The organism is Mesorhizobium sp. B2-5-3, from assembly GCF_006441005.1.
Classification (GTDB): Bacteria; Pseudomonadota; Alphaproteobacteria; order Rhizobiales; family Rhizobiaceae; genus Mesorhizobium.
Map to the genome: position 1 here is coordinate 179,223 of NZ_VFUS01000002.1, position 15,311 is coordinate 194,533.

Sequence of the window (15,311 nt, forward strand, 5' to 3'; positions counted from 1 at the left end):
GACGATGATCGCGCCGACGCCTCGGCAGGTTTAACGGCTATGCATGCTTCTCAATTCGGCCGTTCGGCCGGAGACAGCTCGACGCCTGGTTCCCGTTCCGGCGCCGGGCGCTAGTTACCGTCCGCAGAGGTCAGTCGACGGGATCGGGAGGAGCGGCCATGAACGCATCGGGCACGCTGCCACGCCAGGGCCATCGCCTGCTGCAGCTCGGCATCGCCCTCCTGCTGTTTTCGTCAGTCGAAGGGTTCGCCATCCCATACCTCGCCGCACCGCGGCTCGGATTGTCGGTTCACACGCTCGGTGCCTTGCAAGGCGTCCTGCTGCTGGTTTTGGGTCTCGTCTGGTCCAGGCTCAATCTCGGCGTCGCGATGTCGCGGATTGCGTTCTGGTTCCTGATCTATTCAGCCTTGGCCATCCTGGCAGCCTATGTGATGGCCAGCCTCTGGGGAGCCGGCAACGAGACGATGCCGCTGGCGGCAGGAGCCGCGCATGGAAGCGCCTTTCAGGAGTACGCGATCAAAGCCATCGCCTATTCGTCCGCGCCGACCGGCCTCATCGCTTTCGCGCTCATTCTATGGGGCCTGCGTCTCTCGGACGCCTAAAGCGCATCGCGGCGAAACGGATGCTCAGCCGCGCAGGGCCGCCATCGCCGCCGCATGGAGTTCGGGCGTCGCCGCCGCCAATATGTCGCCGCCATTCTCGGCCGGCCCGCCGTCGAAGGTAGTGACCACGCCGCCCGCCTTCTCGATGATGGGGATCAGCGCCACGATGTCATAGGGCTTCAGTCCGGGATCGGCGACGATGTCGACGCTTCCCGCGGCGACCATGGCGAAGGCGTAGCAGTCGGTGCCATAGCGAGCGAGTTGTACCTGCTTCTCGAACTGGTCGTAGCGCAGGCGTGCCTCGCCCTGGAACAGCGCCGGCGTCGTGGTGAACAGCGTTGCTTCAGCAAGGCTCGTCGTCTTGCGTGTGACCAGTTTGCGCGGCCCGCCCGGCCCCTCATAATGGGAGCCGGAGGCGTTGGCGTAGAAGAGCTCGCCGGTGAAGGGCTGCGACATCAATCCGGCAACGGCATCGCCCTCCACCGTCAATCCGACCAGCGTCCCCCACACCGGCAGGCCGGAGATGAAAGCGCGCGTGCCGTCGATCGGATCGATTACCCAGACATGCCTGCTGGAAATATTCTCGCTTCCGTGTTCCTCGCCGAGAATGCCATGGTCCGGATATTGCGCCGATATCAGCGCCCGGATGGCGCGCTCGGCTTCGCGATCGGCTTCGGTGACCGGATCGAAGCTGCCCTTTTCCTTGTTGGCGACCGCGCCCTGGCTGCGGAAGCGCGGCAAGGTTTCCGCCGCCGCCGCTTGCGCGATGCGGCGCATGAAATCGATGCTGATGTCCAACTGATTCTCCCGCATTGCAGCATGGCCGAGCCCACGTGTGCCGCCAGTTCCGCGCCAAGACAAGGGTGTTCCAGGATTTTTCGCCGCGCCGACTGTTGCCAGAATAACACGCCGGCGCCACCGAAGCGCAATTTCCACATCACTCTGAATTAAAAAAGCCGGTAGGTCGCTTGACATTTGTGCAGCGCACCATACCCTTGATCTCGGACAGGGTTTCCTGTCCATGCCCTCCTTGGGCGTTTCCTCCCTAGACTTCGACCGTATCGTGCGAACGATGCGGTCTTTTTTTCGCCGCCAGTTCCAATCCCCGCCAATCCCGATCCATGTCGCCCAGAACTATGCGGCGGTTGTGGATGGCGCCATCAATGAAACCGGGCTCTGTTCACTCCGCGGCCAGCGGCAGATCCATGAAATGGTGGTCGGGCATGGCCATCAGGTCGGCCGAAAATCGCGCCAGGTCGTCGGCCAGCGCATCGAAGCCCGCCGCTTTCTCGAATGTCCGCTCATTCATATAGAGCCCGCGATTGACCTCGATCTGCAGCGCATGGAGATGGCGCGCCGGGCGACCGTAGTGTTCGGTGATGAAGCCGCCGGCATAGGGCTTGTTGTGGGCGACGGTATAGCCCATGGCGTTGAGCAGGCCGATTGCGGTCTCGGTCAATGCCGCGGTGGCCGAGATGCCGAAGCGGTCACCGATGATGAAATCGGGCCGCAGGCCGTTGTCGCCGACGCGGATGCTCGCCGGCATCGAGTGACAGTCGATCAGCACGGCAAAGCCGAAACGCGCGTGGGTTCGCGTCAACAGCCGTTTCAGCGTCTCATGATAGGGTTTGTAGACCGCCTCGATGCGGGCGACCGCTTCGGCCAGCGGAAGGCGGCCGGAGTAGATGTCGAGGCCTTCACCGACCAGCTTCGGAACGGTGCCGAGCCCGCCGGCCACGCGCGCGGAACGGATGTTGCAGAAGGACGGCACCGGCTCGGCGAACATGCGCGGATCGAGTTCCCACGGCTCGCGGTTGACGTCGAGATAGGCACGCGGGAAATTTGCCGCGAGCATCGGCGCGCCAAGCGCCACCGCGCCGCCGAACAGCTCGTCGACATAGCAGTCCTCGGACCGGCGAATGGCGTTGCGGTCCAGCCTCGCCATGGCGAGGAAGCGCTCCGGATAATGTCGCCCGCTGTGGGGTGAGTTGAAGAGGAAGGGGACGCGCTGCTCGGCGCCCGACCGGATTTCGAAGGGGGGAACGACCGAAAAATCCTCGGCTGCCGTCTTCAATTTGAACGAACCCGAAAACACCAATGCATCATAGGATGAAAGTGCCACCTTGAGGGCCGCATGTCCAGCATTTCAGCGCCGGCACCGCCTTTCCGAATGCGGATTATGCTGCGCCTCGTTCACTTGATGTTTACCCTCGCCTCCTCATATACAGGATGGTTAACGGCCCTGCTTTTCGGCAGAGTTCGGGCGGGTGATTCGGACGGGATATCATGGCACGCATTCTTCTGGCGGAAGACGACGACGATATGCGTCGCTTCCTCGTCAAGGCGCTGGAGCGCGCCGGTTACCAGGTCAGCGACTTCGACAACGGCGCCAGTGCCTATGAGCGGCTGCGCGAGGAACCGTTCTCGCTGCTTTTGACCGATATCGTCATGCCGGAGATGGACGGCATCGAGCTGGCCCGCCGCGCCACCGAGATCGATCCCGACCTCAAGGTCATGTTCATCACCGGTTTCGCCGCCGTTGCGCTGAACCCGGATTCCAAGGCGCCGAAAGACGCCAAGGTGCTGTCGAAGCCGTTCCATCTGCGCGACCTCGTCAACGAGGTCGAGAAGATGCTGCAGGCGGCCTGAGCCGTTTTTGCCCAAGGCATCGGCGACTATCGGCCGGTGCGGCAAAACGGAGCCTTCTTTCCCCTTTCCTGCTATTGACGCGCCGGATCAAAAATGGTGTATGCGCGGCTTCGGATGGGCGTGTAGCTCAGCGGGAGAGCACTGCATTGACATTGCAGGGGTCACAGGTTCAATCCCTGTCACGCCCACCATCCTTTCAAAGACTTAGTCTCTTGTGCCGATTGGCACAGAACGGCACAAAACGCCCACTGAGCTCCTGAATGGTGCCCTTGAGTATTCCGATGCGGCCGATCCGTGACAGCTTGTGTGTTACGCCCGATATGGCGGGGTCAAGAAAAAAGCCGAACGGAACAACCAGCGCCGTGAGAAGTTAGCCGGCACGCTTCCCTCCGCCCTCCGTCGGCTCAATAGCCCCGTTTGCGCTCGCGGGGCGGGGTTTCTGCGTTTTGGGCATCTACCTCCAATTGCCGACCGAATCGCTCTTTCGGGTGACTTTCTTAAAGGAGTGAACTGTTCAAATCTGGAGTCTCTCTAAGCGGGAGGAACGGATGGGCAGCGATTTCGAGGCCGCACGACGACACCTGAAGCGCGCGCGTCAGTGCCTTCATGGCGATGATCACGTGAGCAGAGAAACGGTTGAGAGAATCGATGAAATGATCATAGCCCTGGCCGCGGAGGAGTGCTCTTCGTTTGGCTCCCTCTTCCCCTTCGGCCATCGAACGACGCGGAACTCTGAGGCCGCCTCGTCCAAGGCATAGCTCTACCTGCCGAAGGCAAACACTCGCGGTCCGTCGAGGCCCCGCTGGCTCCGTCCGGCCGGCTCTTCTGTAGACTTGATGAAAAGGCCGGAGCCAACAACCGCTCCGGCCCTGTTCCGTCGTCAGTCATTGCAGCTGTCGTCGGCCTTTGCCGCCGCGGTCTTGCCGCCATGCTGCTGCGCCTCGATATCCTGCTGCGATGTTGCGAGATTCTTGTCACCGCCGCCTTCCGCCCCCGCCAACGGCATTGTGCTGCCATCCTTGGCGGCCGGTTTGCCGGCACTATCCTTGGCCTTCGGAGTTTCCAAGGGCGCGTGGGTACCATCTTTCGAAATACCGGCAGTCTGTTGGGTGTCGGCGCCCGTGTTGGCAGCCGACTTGTCCGGACATGCCGCGATTGCAGAGCCCGCAGAAAACGACACCGCAAGCGCGATTACCAAAGCCATTTTCATCATGCTCGTCCTTCTGTTTGAGTGCCCTGCGGGTGAAACTAACGGCGCTTTTCTTTGTTCCGGGCCGGGCCGTATGTCGTCATCGACGCACCACAACCGGCACGCTGATGCCACGGCGACGGCGCCAGATACTCCACGGAAGCGTTCGCCGACTCCCTTGTTATGCGGCCGAAGGGATACTCACCAGGAGTGAATGATGAAACGACTTCTTCTCGCTTCCGCCGTAATGATTCTTTCCGGCGGCCTTGCCCTGGCGCAATCGACCAATACGACGTCGAGCGGCTCCTCCTCCACGACGACAACGATGCCGACGGATCAGAACACGGACTCGACCACGACCAAGTCGACCAACTCCGCTAAGGATTGCGCACCGGGCCAACAGACAGGCAGCGCCAAGGAGTCAGCTCCCGGTCAGCAGGATACCAGCGCCAAGTCCGCGGCCCTGGCCAGATGGAAACGACGACGGAAGGTTGCTGACCGCATTGCCACTGATGTCTCGACTCGCAACCTTGGCCTCCAGGTGCCTCGCGTCAGTTGGAACCACCTGCTGGGCTGATAGCCCGTCGGCTTCGGCCGGCGGGTGTCCAATGAATGCGGCTGTGGACTCGGTGCCCCCCTACGCAAACGTGACCAAGTTCTCTGAAAAGTGACTGACGATTGTCCGCCTCGACGCGATAACGTTCCTCGACATCAGGAGGAACGCCTTGAAGCTCAATTCGCAGCAGAAGAAAACCGTCCTTGCCTCATTCCTGGGCTGGACGCTCGACGCTTTCGATTTCTTCCTTCTGACATTCCTGCTCACCGACATTGCGTCTGAATTCCAGACCGACGTCCCGGCGGTGTCAAAGGCGCTTTTCCTGACCCTTGCGACGCGCTTCATTGGCGCGTTCTTCTTCGGCACGTTGGCAGACAAATTCGGGCGCAAGCCCATCCTGATGCTCAACATCGTCAGTTATTCCGTGATCGGCGCTTTGGCCGCCTTCTCGCCCAATCTCGGCATATTCCTGGCGCTGCGCGCACTGTTCGGCATCGCCATGGGCGGCGAATGGGGACTTGGCTCCTCGCTTGCCATGGAATCCATCCCGCCCAGCGCCCGCGGCATGGTCTCGGGCATCCTGCAATGCGGCTATCCGGCCGGCTACCTCCTGGCGGCGGTCGTCTATGGCCTGCTCTATCACCAGACGATCGGCGGCTACACGATCGGCTGGCGCGCCATGTTCCTGCTCAGTTTCATCCCGGCCCTGATCGTCCTTTTCATCCGCTCGCATGTTCCGGAATCGCCGGCCTTCGTCGAGGCGCGGAAGACCGCGAGGCCCGGCATGCTGGAGACACTGCAAAAGCACTGGGGCGTCGCCCTCTATGCGGTCGTGCTGATGATGTTCTTCAACTTCTTCAGCCACGGCACGCAGGATCTCTACCCGACATTCCTGAAGAAGCAGCATGGTTTCGACCCGCACACGGTGAGCTGGATCACCATCGTCGCCAACATCGGCGCCATCGTCGGCGGTCTGGCGTTCGGGGCGCTGTCCGAGAAGATCGGCCGCGTCAATGCGATCACGCTCGCCTGCCTGATTGCCTTGCCGTCCATCCCGCTATGGGCCTACAGCTCGACGCCCTTCATGCTGGCCATCGGCGCCTTCGTCATGCAGGTCGCGGTCCAGGGCGCCTGGGGCGTCATTCCGGTGCACCTCAACGAGCTCTCGCCCGGCGCGGTGCGCGCGACCCTGCCCGGCTTCATCTACCAGGCCGGCAATCTCGCGGCCTCCTATGGCGGTCCCTATCAGGCGGGCATAGCCGAGGCTCCCGGAGGCAGCTATGGCTACGCGTTGGCGCTGTTCGCCGGCGTGGTCGCCGTCTGCATCATCATCGTCATCCGCTTCAGTCCGGAACGGCGCGGCCAGGTGATGACCGTGCTGGACCACGACGTCAGCCGAGTCTGAGCGCCACGACGCCGGCGACGATGCTGAGCGCGGCGGCGCCGCGCCAGCCTGTCATCTTCTCGCCGAGCGCGAACACCGAGATCACCATGGCGAACAGGATGGAGGTCTCGCGCAGCGATGCCACCGAGGCGATCGGCGCCTTGGTCATAGCCCACATGACGATCCAGTAGGCAGCGCCGCTGAGCACGCCGGTGAACAGCCCCGCTTTCCAGTCCCGCGCCAGCACCGGCAAGGCCCGCGGTCCACGGAAGATCAGGCACAGCACCAGCGCTCCAAGCGCATCGCACACGAACAGCCAGGCGGCATAGCTCTGCGCCGTGGCCGCCAGCCGCGCCCCGCTGCCGTCGGACAGTGTGTAGCTGGCGATGAAGATCGAGGTCCCCAGCGCAAAGCCCACCGCGCGCAGGTTCAATCGTTCCAGATGCGCGCCGCCGCGAAACGACATCACCAGCGTGCCGGCCGACAGCAAAAGAATACCCAGAATCGCGAGCGGCGCCGGCACTTCGGCGACCACGAACATACCGCCAAGCGCCGCCAGCAAGGGCGCGGTGCCGCGCGCCAGAGGATAGGTCTGGGCGAAGTCGCCGGCCTGGTAAGCGCCGATCAGGAAGGTCCGGTAGCCCATGTGGAAGACGACGGAGGCAATGATATAGAGCCAGACCTCCGCCCTCGGCACCTCGACGAAGGGAAGTGCGAAAAGCGCGGCAAATCCCATGCCAAGCGTCATCAGGGTGATCGACAGGAAGCGGTCGAGATGGACCTTGACCAGCGCATTCCAGATCGCGTGCATGGCGGCTGCGGCAAGCACCGCGAAGAAGACGAAAAGCGTCATTTGGGGCTCATCCGCCTCCGGGGCCGGCGGGCGTTTCGAGATCGATGTCGATCCTGACCGGAAAATGATCGGAAGCCACTTCGCCAATGTCCGAGCTGACCGAGCGCACCCGCCCGGCAAACAGGCCCCCGACGAAGCAATGATCGAGCCGGCGCTTTGCCAGCCTGCCGTCGATGATCTTCTCGTGCGTGTGGAAGTCATCCGCCGGTTCAATCGCCACGGCAGCGGCATCGACGAACCCATCCAGATAGGCGGCACCGCGATGATAGGGCGTGCCGCCGACGATGCGGCGGTATTCGGCGCTGCCCGGCTCCATGTTGAAATCGCCCATCCAGATCGCCGCCAGCGGGTTCTCCGGCTCTGGCTCGCCATTGCTCCAGTTGCGCGCCGGCTCATCGTCGGCGCCGCTCCACGGCCCGCCATCGGAGGGCGCCCGGCGATGCTCGGCGAGCAGATAATCGATCTGCTCCAGCCGTTCTTCAACCGCGACATGGGCGAGATGCAATGAAAGCACCCGCACCGGACCCGCCGGCGTGCGGATCATGCATTCGAGCGCCGCGTTGCGGGTGTTGAGCGGCCGCAGTGTGCGGCGCATCGGCAGCGCATGCAGCCGCGACCAGACGATCGGCAGCTTCGACAGCACCATGGTGCCGAACTGCCGGCGCCGGCTGACGATGCGGCCGTCGCGCTGTTCGCTGGCGTCCATGTCGAAGGCCGGGCCGTAGACCCAGTGATAGTCCGGCAGCAGGCACGAAAGCAGCTCCGGCTGGTCGTCGAAATTGCTGCGCTGCCAGTGCCGCTCGACCTCCTGCAAGGCGATGATATCGGCGCCGGCAACAATGCGCGCGGCGCGCGCCGGATCGTAGAGGCCGTCGCTGCCGAACCCGTATTGGATATTGTAGCTGACCAGCTTCATTCTTGTCCGGCTCAGTTTGGTGACGGCAGTACCGTTTCGACGGCGACCTTGCAATGGACCGCCGCGGCGGCCCGGCTGGGCCACGACGTAAAAGCCCCTCGCCTCGCCTAGGTCGTCAGCGGCTGGAACCGTCCCGCCGGGGAAGCCGCCAGCTCCGACCAGTCGATTTCTTCCTCCAGCCGGTGATAGGCCTCGTCACCGATCGTCCCGTTGCGGCGAAGTTCTTCCAGCGCGTCGCGCTGGCGCTTGATGGCATAGAGCCGCAGCCGGTCGTACTCGGTTGCTGCCTGGGCGTCGTCGGGGTTCTTGGCGACCTTGCGCTGTGCGGCATACTGCTCGCGCACCGCCGCCGCCGCGGTCGAGGTCTTGCCGCTCAATATGTCGAGGGCCGCTTGCATGATGGCGACACGGGCCTGCGCGACCTCGCGGTCTATGGTCTCGTCCGGTTCGAGACGAAGCAGGCGCAGCAACGGCTTCAGGCTCATGCCTTGCAGGACAAGCGTGCCCAGCACCACGCAAAAGGCGGTGAGCACGATCGGATCGCGGCCGGGGAAGTCCGCCGGCAATGCGAAGGCAGCCGCCAGCGTCACCAGGCCGCGCATGCCGCACCAGCCGATCAGCACCCCGCCGCGAAACGACGGCACCTCTTGCCGCTGCTCCGCATTGCCGAAGCGGGCAAGCCATCGGATCACGGCGCCGCAGCCCAGCACCCAGGCAAGGCGGGAAACGATGACGACCGCCAGGATCGTCCCTGCAAACAGGAACGCCTCGGACTGTCCCTGCTCGGCCAGGCGACCGACGATCAGCCGCGCCTGCAGGCCCATCAGCACGAAAGCCAGCACGTTAAGCACGAACACCGCCGTCTCCCAGACGGAATAGGAGCTGACGCGCTTTCTGGCCGACATGCGCCGCGGTGCGGTGCGCGCGATGGTCATGGCATAGACGACGATGGTGATGATGGCCGAGAGCCCCAGCCTGTCAGCCAGGATCCAGACGCCGAACGTCCCGGCGAACTGCACGACGGTGCCGCTCGCCGCATCTTCGATACGTCCAAGCATCGCCTGGGACAGGCGGCCGAGCAGATAGCCCGCGGCCAGGCTGCCGATGGTCGACAGCAGGACCATCGGAACGGCACTGCCCAAAAGAACGGGACCGGCGGCGGCGGTGATCGCGATGCGATAGATCAAAAGCGCGGTGGCGTCATTGAGCAGGCTTTCGCCCTGAAGGATGGCCGTGATGCGGTGCGGCACCTTGAACTGCCCGAGCACGGCGCTCGCGGCAACCGCGTCCGGCGGCGCCACGATGGCGCCAAGGGCTATGGCGGCGGCGATCGGCAGGCCGGCCATTTTCCAGCCGACCAGTCCCACGACGGCGGTCGTGAAAACGACCGCGCCAAGCGCCAGCAGCACAAGCGGCAGCCTGTAGCGGTTAAGATCGCGCAGCGATGTGTCGTAGGCCGCGTCGAGCAGCACCGGCGCAATGAACAGCGCAAGCGCCAGTTCCGGATCGATCTCGATCGTCGGCGCGCCGGGCAGGAAGCCAAGGCCGGCGCCCGCCAGCGCCAGCAAGGCGGGGTAAGGAACCTGCAGGCGCCGCGACAGCGCCGTCAGCGCAACGGCGATCAGCAGGAGGACAAGGGTGAGCTCAAATAGCGCCATGGCTCATCGTAGCGGCGAAGCGGAGCTCTTGGCAGTGGCAAAGCCGCAGGATGCTGTTGATTGTCCAAGAGGAGTGCATCGTCCGGCAACTGGACCGGTGACCGGATCGACAGGGCGCTTCGGCCGCGTCAGTGCAGCACCAGCAGGTCGCCCGACGAGAAGGAAATCTCCGCCTTCTCGCCAACGGCCGGCGGTGGCGTCGTCGAACTGTTGAACGTGTCGAGCGAAACGGTGTTGCCGCCGATGCCGACCCGGACCCGGATCACCGAGCCGAGAAAGTGCACTTCGGAGATCTCGCCGGACAGGCTTGAATCGCGGCCGGGCTGGCGGCCGAGCGAAATGGCTTCCGGCCGCAACGCCAATGACAGCGTATCGCCGGACTTCGAGCCGTTGAGCCTGCCCTTGAGCGAGACTTCCTCGGTGTTGACACGAACCTTGCCCGACGCCGCGTCGGTGACGGTGCCTTCCAGCACGTTCAGCGTGCCGACGAAATTGGCGACGAACTTGGTTGCCGGCCGGTTGTAGATCTCGAACGGCGTGCCGACCTGCTCGGCCTTGCCGCCATACATCACCGCGATGCGGTCGGAGATCGACAGCGCCTCTTCCTGGTCATGGGTGACGAAGATGGTGGTGATGCCGAGCTTCTTCTGGATCGAGCGGATTTCCTCGCGCAGCGAGACGCGCACCTTGGCATCAAGCGCCGACAGCGGCTCGTCGAGCAGCAAGAGCTTCGGCTTCGGTGCGATGGCGCGGGCCAGCGCGATACGCTGCTGCTGGCCGCCCGAGAGCTGATAAGGATAGCGGTCGGCCATCTGCGGCAGCTTGATGATGCCGAGCATTTCGGCGACACGGGCATCGATATCCGCCCTGGACATGCCGGCGACTTTCAGTCCGAAGCCGATGTTCTGCGCCACGGTCAGGTTCGGGAACAGCGCATAGGCCTGGAACACCATGCCGACATTGCGCTGGTTCGGCTTCAACCTGGTGATGTCCTTGCTGCCGACGACGATCTTGCCGGCCGACGGCTCCTCGAAGCCGGCGACCATGCGCAGCACCGTCGTCTTGCCGCAGCCTGACGGGCCGAGGAATGAGACGAACTCGCCCGGTTCGACGTCGAGATTGAAATCCTCGACAACGGTGGTGGCGCCGAAGGATTTTCGCACATGCTGGATGGAGAGGAATGGCTCGGCCATGGCTTTTTCTTTCGGGTCAGTTCGGACGATTAGCCGATTTCGGCGCGAAGCGCGACAGGATCTGGATCAGCGACATGCAGCCCCAGGTGATGACGAAGGCGATGATGGCAAGGGCCGCCGGCTCATAGGCGCGGTTGGCCCCGACATTCTGCAGATACGGGCCGAAAGCCGGCCGGTTCAGCAAGCTCGCCATCGTAAACTCGCCGATGACGATGGCGAATGTCAGGAAGGCGCCGGACAACACCGCAATCAGCACATTGGGAAGGATGACGCGGGTGATGATCGTGCCCCAGCCGGCTCCGAGGATCTGGGCCGCTTCCGTCAACGTCCGCACGTCGATGGTTCGGAGCCCCGTATCGACGGCACGATACATATAGGGCAGCGCCAAGGTCGCATAGCCGATGACCAGCAAGGCATTGGTTCCCATATCGGACCCGAGGAACGGCAAGGGTGAATTCGAGCCGTACATCCTGATATAGCCGAAGACGATGACGATGGCCGGAATGACCAACGGCAAAAGCGTGATGAACTCGACGATCGGCCTGAGCTGCGGCAGCCGCAATCGGATCCAGTAGGCTGCCGGCACCACGATCAGCACACCCAGAATGATGGTGAAGATGGCGGCGACCACCGAATACAGGAAGGTCGCCTGGAAACGCGCGTCGCCGAGCACGATCCGGTAGGCGTCGAAGGAATAGGCGCCGCGCCGCATGCGCATGGAAAATTCCACCGTCGCGATCAACGGGATGAAGAAATAGGCCGCGCCGAGGATGAAGACCACCCAGGCCCAGAATCTGCCCGACTTCATTTCAGCCACCTCTCGGAACGGGTCCGGAACCAGATGTAGAAGACATTGGCCAGGCCGGTGATGACGATCATGCCGAAGGCGATCGCGTAGCCGAGATGGGCATTGTGCAGCACGTCGCCGCGGATTTGCGCGTAGAGCAGGATCGGCACGATGTTGAGCGACGAGCCGGTCAGCGCATAGGCGGTGGCGATCGCCCCGAAGGCGTTGGCGAAAAGCAGGATCACGGTGCCGAGAAAACTCGGCCAGATCACAGGGATGACCACGATGCGCCAATATTGCGCGGTGGTCGCGCCAAGCGTGGCGGCAGCTTCACCCCATTCCTTCTTCAAGCCATCGATTGCCGGCGTGATGATGACCACCATCAGCGGTATCTGGAAATAGACATAGGTCAGCGTCAGGCCCCAGAAGGACAGGATGTTGAAGCCGTGGGCATAGATGTTGAGGCCGAACACGGTGTTCAGGATCACCGTGGCAAGACCGAGCCGGCCGAGCGTGGCGAGGAAGGCGAAGGCCAGCGGCACGCCGGCGAAATTGGAGGCGACGCCGGAAAAAGTCAGGGTGGCCGAGCGTATCCAGTCCGGCAGCCCGCCGCGCACGATGGCGATGGCGATGGCCAGGCCCGCGAAAGCGCCGATCAGCGCCGAGGCCAGGCTTACCTTGATCGATATCCAGTAAGCGGCAACGATCGACGGCTGCGCCAGAGCGACAATGTTCTCGAGCGTGAACTCGCCGGCATCATTCTGGAATGCGCCCAGCATCAGATAAAGCGTGGGCAAAATCAGGAACATGATGGCGAAGATGAAGAACGGAGCGACGCCTAGCCATTGCGTCGGCAATCGCAACGCGCGTGCCTCCGCGGGCGGCGCGGTCTTGCCTGCGGTATCGTGACTGGAAAGCGAGAGATCGGTCATGCGCCGGCTACCGTCTTCGAGGGGGAACCGGGCGGCCGCGAAGCCGCCCGGTGGATTCAACTGTTACTTGACGTTGGCACCGACAACGGAGTCCCAGTTCTTGGTGACGGCTTCCTTGGCCTTGCCCTGCTCGTCCAGCGTCGGGAACACCGCCGAAGCATAGGCTTCCGCCGGCGGCAGCTTGGCCAGGACGTCCGCCGGGATCTTGCCGTTCTTGGCGAGATCGTTGAAGCGGATCGGGTGGCAATAGCCCTTGAGCCAGCCGATCTGGCCTTCGTCTGAATAGAGGTATTCCATCCAGAGCTTGGCTGCGTTCGGATGCGGCGCATAGGCGCTGATCGCCTGCACGTAGACGCCGGCGACGACGCCGGTCTTCGGCACGACGACGTCGACCGGCGGGTTGCCCTTCAGCGTGTCACGGCCGGCGAGCGCGTTGTAGTCCCAGTTGATCAGAATCGGGGTCTGACCCTGGGCGAGTGTCGCCGGCTTGCCGATGACCGGTACGAAGTTGCCGGCGGCATTGAGCTTCTTGAAGAAGTCGAGGCCGGCGGTGCCCGCGGCTTCGCCAGCCGCGGCTCCACTCGAAAGGCCAGCGGCATAGACCGCCTGGATGGCCTGGTTCGAAGCGCGCGGATCACCGGCGAGAGCCACCGAATTGGCGAATTCCGGCTTCAGCAGATCGGCCCAGTCCTTCGGCGATTCCTTGACCAGATCCTTGTTCACCATCATCGCCAGAACGCCGTAGTAATCACCGTACCAGGCGCCGTCGGCATCCTTGGCGCTGTCGGGGATCGAGTCCCAGGTCGACACCTTGTAGGGCATCAGCAGGCCGTCGGCCTTGGCGGTCGGGCCGAAGGACAGGCCGACGTCGATGACGTCGGGCGCCTGCGGACCCTTATTGTCCTTGTTGGCCTTGATCGCCTCGACCTCGTCGCCCGAGCCGGCGTCGGGGTTGAGCTCGTTGATGGTGATTTCCGGATATTTCGCCTTGAACCCCGCGATAACGTCGCCGTAACCGCACCAGTCATGCGGCAAAGCGATGGTGGTGAGCTGGCCTTCCGTCTTCGCGGCCTTGACGAGATCGTCCAGCGGAGCCGCGGACGAAATCACCGTCGACGCAAACAGCGCCGCGGCCGAAAGGGAAAGCACTTTCCCCGTGAATTTGAACATGTGTTCTCTCCGTTGAACTGACGCCGTTGGACGCCTGCGATGCGGTATCGTTTTCGTGTGACAGCCAGATGAAAGCTTTATGAAACCCCACCGCTGGCAGCACGAAAGTTAACTCCTTTTAATCGACTGTAGCAATTAGCCATCACTTAATTTTCCGGCTAATTACTTTTTGCTTTGCACTTCACCCTTTCCCCTTGGTTGCCCCTGATTTTCCAGATCAATTGTACCCTTAAAGCGGTATCACACCGTCCCGGCGATTGCATTTTCGAGCAGCGTCAGCGCTGCTTTCTTGGTCAGCTTGACCGGGTTGCCGCCGGCTGTCGGATCGACCACCGCCATATCGGCGATCAAGGCCTTGCGCTTCTTGTCCATGTCGAGCCCCTTGATCAGGCCTGGCAGCGCATGCGGCACCTTCAATTCCTTGCGAAGCTTGATGACAGCCTTGGCGAAGCCGTCGAAGCCGCCTCTTATGCCGCAATAGGCGGCGAGCCGCGCGATGCGGTCCTCGATCGCCTCGCGATTGAAGGCGAGCACATAGGGCATGAAAACCGCATTGGTCATGCCGTGATGGGTGTCGTAGAGCGCCCCGATGGGATGCGACAGCGAATGGATCGCCCCCAGCCCCTTCTGGAAGGCTGCCGCGCCCATCGCCGCGGCGCTCATCATGTTGGCGCGGGCGACCAGATCCCTGCCGTTGGCATAGGCCTTTGGCAGGTTCTCGAAGACAAGCCTGATGCCTTCCACGGCGATGCCGTCGGCCATCGGATGATAGCCCGGCGCGCAATAAGCCTCGAGGCAATGGGCCAGCGCGTCCATGCCGGTGCCGGCGGTGATGAAGCCCGGCATGCCGACCGACAGCTCCGGATCGGCAATGACGATCGCCGGCAGCAGCTTCGGATGGAAGATGACCTTCTTGGTGTGGGTCGCCTCGTTGGTGATGACGCCGGCGCGGCCGACTTCGGAGCCGGTGCCGGCCGTGGTCGGCACCGCTATGATCGGCGCGATCGCATCCGAGTTGGCGCGCGTCCACCAGTCGCCGATGTCCTCGAAATCCCAGACCGGCCGCGTCTGTCCCGCCTGGAAGGCGATCAGCTTGCCGAGGTCGAGCGCCGAGCCGCCGCCAAAGGCGATGACGCCGTCATGCTTGCCCTTCTTGAACACCGCGATGCCGGCGGTGAGATTGGAATCGACCGGATTCGGCTTCACTTCGGAGAAAACGCCGTAGGGCACTTTTGCGTCATCGAGGATTTTCAGCGTCGAAGCGACGACCGGCAGTTTCGCCAGCCCCGGATCGGTGACGAAGAGCGGCCGCTTGATGCCGGTGGCGGCGAGCACCTCGGGCAATTCCTTGATGCGCCCGGCGCCGAAGCGAACGGTGGTGGGGTAGTTCCATTTGGAGATCAGCTTGGACATGTTTGTCTT

The 15,311-nt window shown here is 63.2% G+C and carries 15 protein-coding genes and 1 tRNA gene; 5 read left to right on the forward strand and 11 right to left on the reverse strand.

The window, feature by feature from the left end:
* Positions 1-158: 158 nt before the first annotated feature.
* Positions 159-602 carry a hypothetical protein gene (locus FJ867_RS05440; protein WP_140739824.1) on the forward strand — a complete coding sequence of 148 codons (444 nt, stop codon included), beginning with the start codon at positions 159-161 and terminating at the stop codon, positions 600-602.
* 24 nt (positions 603-626) lie between these two features.
* On the opposite strand, the gene hisN is transcribed toward FJ867_RS05440, so the two are convergent.
* Both hisN and FJ867_RS05450 read right to left on the reverse strand, forming a co-directional pair.
* The gene (hisN, locus tag FJ867_RS05445) at positions 627-1,400 is read right to left on the reverse strand and encodes a histidinol-phosphatase (RefSeq protein ID WP_140496291.1); all 774 of its coding nucleotides are present in this window, start codon (positions 1,398-1,400) and stop codon (positions 627-629) included.
* Between the two features lie 382 nt (positions 1,401-1,782).
* The gene (locus tag FJ867_RS05450) at positions 1,783-2,724 is read right to left on the reverse strand and encodes an N-formylglutamate amidohydrolase (RefSeq protein WP_140556542.1); all 942 of its coding nucleotides are present in this window, start codon (positions 2,722-2,724) and stop codon (positions 1,783-1,785) included.
* Between the two features lie 164 nt (positions 2,725-2,888).
* Between FJ867_RS05450 and FJ867_RS05455 the strand changes: the two genes are divergently transcribed.
* Positions 2,889-3,251, forward strand: coding sequence for a response regulator (locus FJ867_RS05455; protein WP_006199474.1), 363 nt, complete (start codon positions 2,889-2,891; stop codon positions 3,249-3,251).
* A 116-nt stretch (positions 3,252-3,367) separates the two neighbouring features.
* A tRNA-Val gene (locus FJ867_RS05460) sits at positions 3,368-3,442 on the forward strand.
* A gap of 689 nt (positions 3,443-4,131) precedes the next feature.
* Here FJ867_RS05460 and FJ867_RS05470 read toward each other — a convergent pair.
* The gene (locus tag FJ867_RS05470) at positions 4,132-4,464 is read right to left on the reverse strand and encodes a hypothetical protein (RefSeq protein WP_140496294.1); all 333 of its coding nucleotides are present in this window, start codon (positions 4,462-4,464) and stop codon (positions 4,132-4,134) included.
* Positions 4,465-4,657: 193 nt separating this feature from the next.
* Here FJ867_RS05470 and FJ867_RS05475 point away from each other — a divergent pair, with 193 nt between their 5' ends.
* Together FJ867_RS05475 and FJ867_RS05480 are read left to right on the forward strand one after the other, a co-directional pair.
* Positions 4,658-5,017: a hypothetical protein gene (locus tag FJ867_RS05475; protein ID WP_140657337.1), complete on the forward strand. Its 360-nt coding sequence runs from the start codon at positions 4,658-4,660 to the stop codon at positions 5,015-5,017.
* A gap of 148 nt (positions 5,018-5,165) precedes the next feature.
* The gene (locus FJ867_RS05480) at positions 5,166-6,401 is read left to right on the forward strand and encodes an MFS transporter (protein WP_140513694.1); all 1,236 of its coding nucleotides are present in this window, start codon (positions 5,166-5,168) and stop codon (positions 6,399-6,401) included.
* On the opposite strand, the gene FJ867_RS05485 is transcribed toward FJ867_RS05480, so the two are convergent.
* The 8 genes from FJ867_RS05485 to FJ867_RS05520 all read right to left on the reverse strand — a co-directional run bounded on the left by FJ867_RS05485 (position 6,388) and on the right by FJ867_RS05520 (position 15,302).
* Positions 6,388-7,233 (reverse strand): EamA family transporter, encoded by an 846-nt coding sequence (locus FJ867_RS05485; protein ID WP_140496297.1) that lies wholly within the window; start codon positions 7,231-7,233, stop codon positions 6,388-6,390. The genes FJ867_RS05480 and FJ867_RS05485 overlap by 14 nt on opposite strands.
* A gap of 7 nt (positions 7,234-7,240) precedes the next feature.
* Entirely contained in the window at positions 7,241-8,149 is a 909-nt protein-coding gene (locus FJ867_RS05490; RefSeq protein ID WP_140761372.1) for an endonuclease/exonuclease/phosphatase family protein, read from the reverse strand.
* Positions 8,150-8,256: 107 nt separating this feature from the next.
* Positions 8,257-9,807, reverse strand: a complete 1,551-nt coding sequence (locus FJ867_RS05495) for a sodium:proton antiporter (RefSeq protein ID WP_140632472.1) — start codon at positions 9,805-9,807, stop codon at positions 8,257-8,259.
* Positions 9,808-9,935: 128 nt separating this feature from the next.
* On the reverse strand, positions 9,936-11,000 hold the full coding sequence (locus FJ867_RS05500) for an ABC transporter ATP-binding protein (protein ID WP_140496300.1): 1,065 nt from the start codon (positions 10,998-11,000) through the stop codon (positions 9,936-9,938).
* 16 nt (positions 11,001-11,016) lie between these two features.
* Positions 11,017-11,808 (reverse strand): ABC transporter permease, encoded by a 792-nt coding sequence (locus FJ867_RS05505; RefSeq protein WP_140513696.1) that lies wholly within the window; start codon positions 11,806-11,808, stop codon positions 11,017-11,019.
* Entirely contained in the window at positions 11,805-12,719 is a 915-nt protein-coding gene (locus FJ867_RS05510) for an ABC transporter permease subunit (RefSeq protein WP_140513697.1), read from the reverse strand. The genes FJ867_RS05505 and FJ867_RS05510 overlap by 4 nt, the downstream gene beginning before the upstream one ends.
* A 63-nt stretch (positions 12,720-12,782) precedes the next feature.
* Positions 12,783-13,889, reverse strand: coding sequence for an ABC transporter substrate-binding protein (locus FJ867_RS05515; protein ID WP_140556535.1), 1,107 nt, complete (start codon positions 13,887-13,889; stop codon positions 12,783-12,785).
* Between the two features lie 240 nt (positions 13,890-14,129).
* Positions 14,130-15,302, reverse strand: coding sequence for an iron-containing alcohol dehydrogenase (locus FJ867_RS05520; RefSeq protein WP_140496304.1), 1,173 nt, complete (start codon positions 15,300-15,302; stop codon positions 14,130-14,132).
* Between the last annotated feature and the right edge of the window lie 9 nt (positions 15,303-15,311).

What these genes read in the sequence shown, in the direction of transcription:
- FJ867_RS05440 (WP_140739824.1), top strand. Translation starts at nt 159, where the DNA reads ATGAACGCATCGGGCACGCTGCCACGCCAGGGCCATCGCCTGCTGCAG.
- FJ867_RS05455 (WP_006199474.1), top strand. Translation starts at nt 2,889, where the DNA reads ATGGCACGCATTCTTCTGGCGGAAGACGACGACGATATGCGTCGCTTC.
- FJ867_RS05470 (WP_140496294.1), bottom strand. Translation starts at nt 4,464, where the DNA reads ATGATGAAAATGGCTTTGGTAATCGCGCTTGCGGTGTCGTTTTCTGCG.
- FJ867_RS05475 (WP_140657337.1), top strand. Translation starts at nt 4,658, where the DNA reads ATGAAACGACTTCTTCTCGCTTCCGCCGTAATGATTCTTTCCGGCGGC.
- FJ867_RS05485 (WP_140496297.1), bottom strand. Translation starts at nt 7,233, where the DNA reads ATGACGCTTTTCGTCTTCTTCGCGGTGCTTGCCGCAGCCGCCATGCAC.
- FJ867_RS05490 (WP_140761372.1), bottom strand. Translation starts at nt 8,149, where the DNA reads ATGAAGCTGGTCAGCTACAATATCCAATACGGGTTCGGCAGCGACGGC.
- FJ867_RS05495 (WP_140632472.1), bottom strand. Translation starts at nt 9,807, where the DNA reads ATGGCGCTATTTGAGCTCACCCTTGTCCTCCTGCTGATCGCCGTTGCG.
- FJ867_RS05500 (WP_140496300.1), bottom strand. Translation starts at nt 11,000, where the DNA reads ATGGCCGAGCCATTCCTCTCCATCCAGCATGTGCGAAAATCCTTCGGC.
- FJ867_RS05505 (WP_140513696.1), bottom strand. Translation starts at nt 11,808, where the DNA reads ATGAAGTCGGGCAGATTCTGGGCCTGGGTGGTCTTCATCCTCGGCGCG.
- FJ867_RS05510 (WP_140513697.1), bottom strand. Translation starts at nt 12,719, where the DNA reads ATGACCGATCTCTCGCTTTCCAGTCACGATACCGCAGGCAAGACCGCG.
- FJ867_RS05515 (WP_140556535.1), bottom strand. Translation starts at nt 13,889, where the DNA reads ATGTTCAAATTCACGGGGAAAGTGCTTTCCCTTTCGGCCGCGGCGCTG.
- FJ867_RS05520 (WP_140496304.1), bottom strand. Translation starts at nt 15,302, where the DNA reads ATGTCCAAGCTGATCTCCAAATGGAACTACCCCACCACCGTTCGCTTC.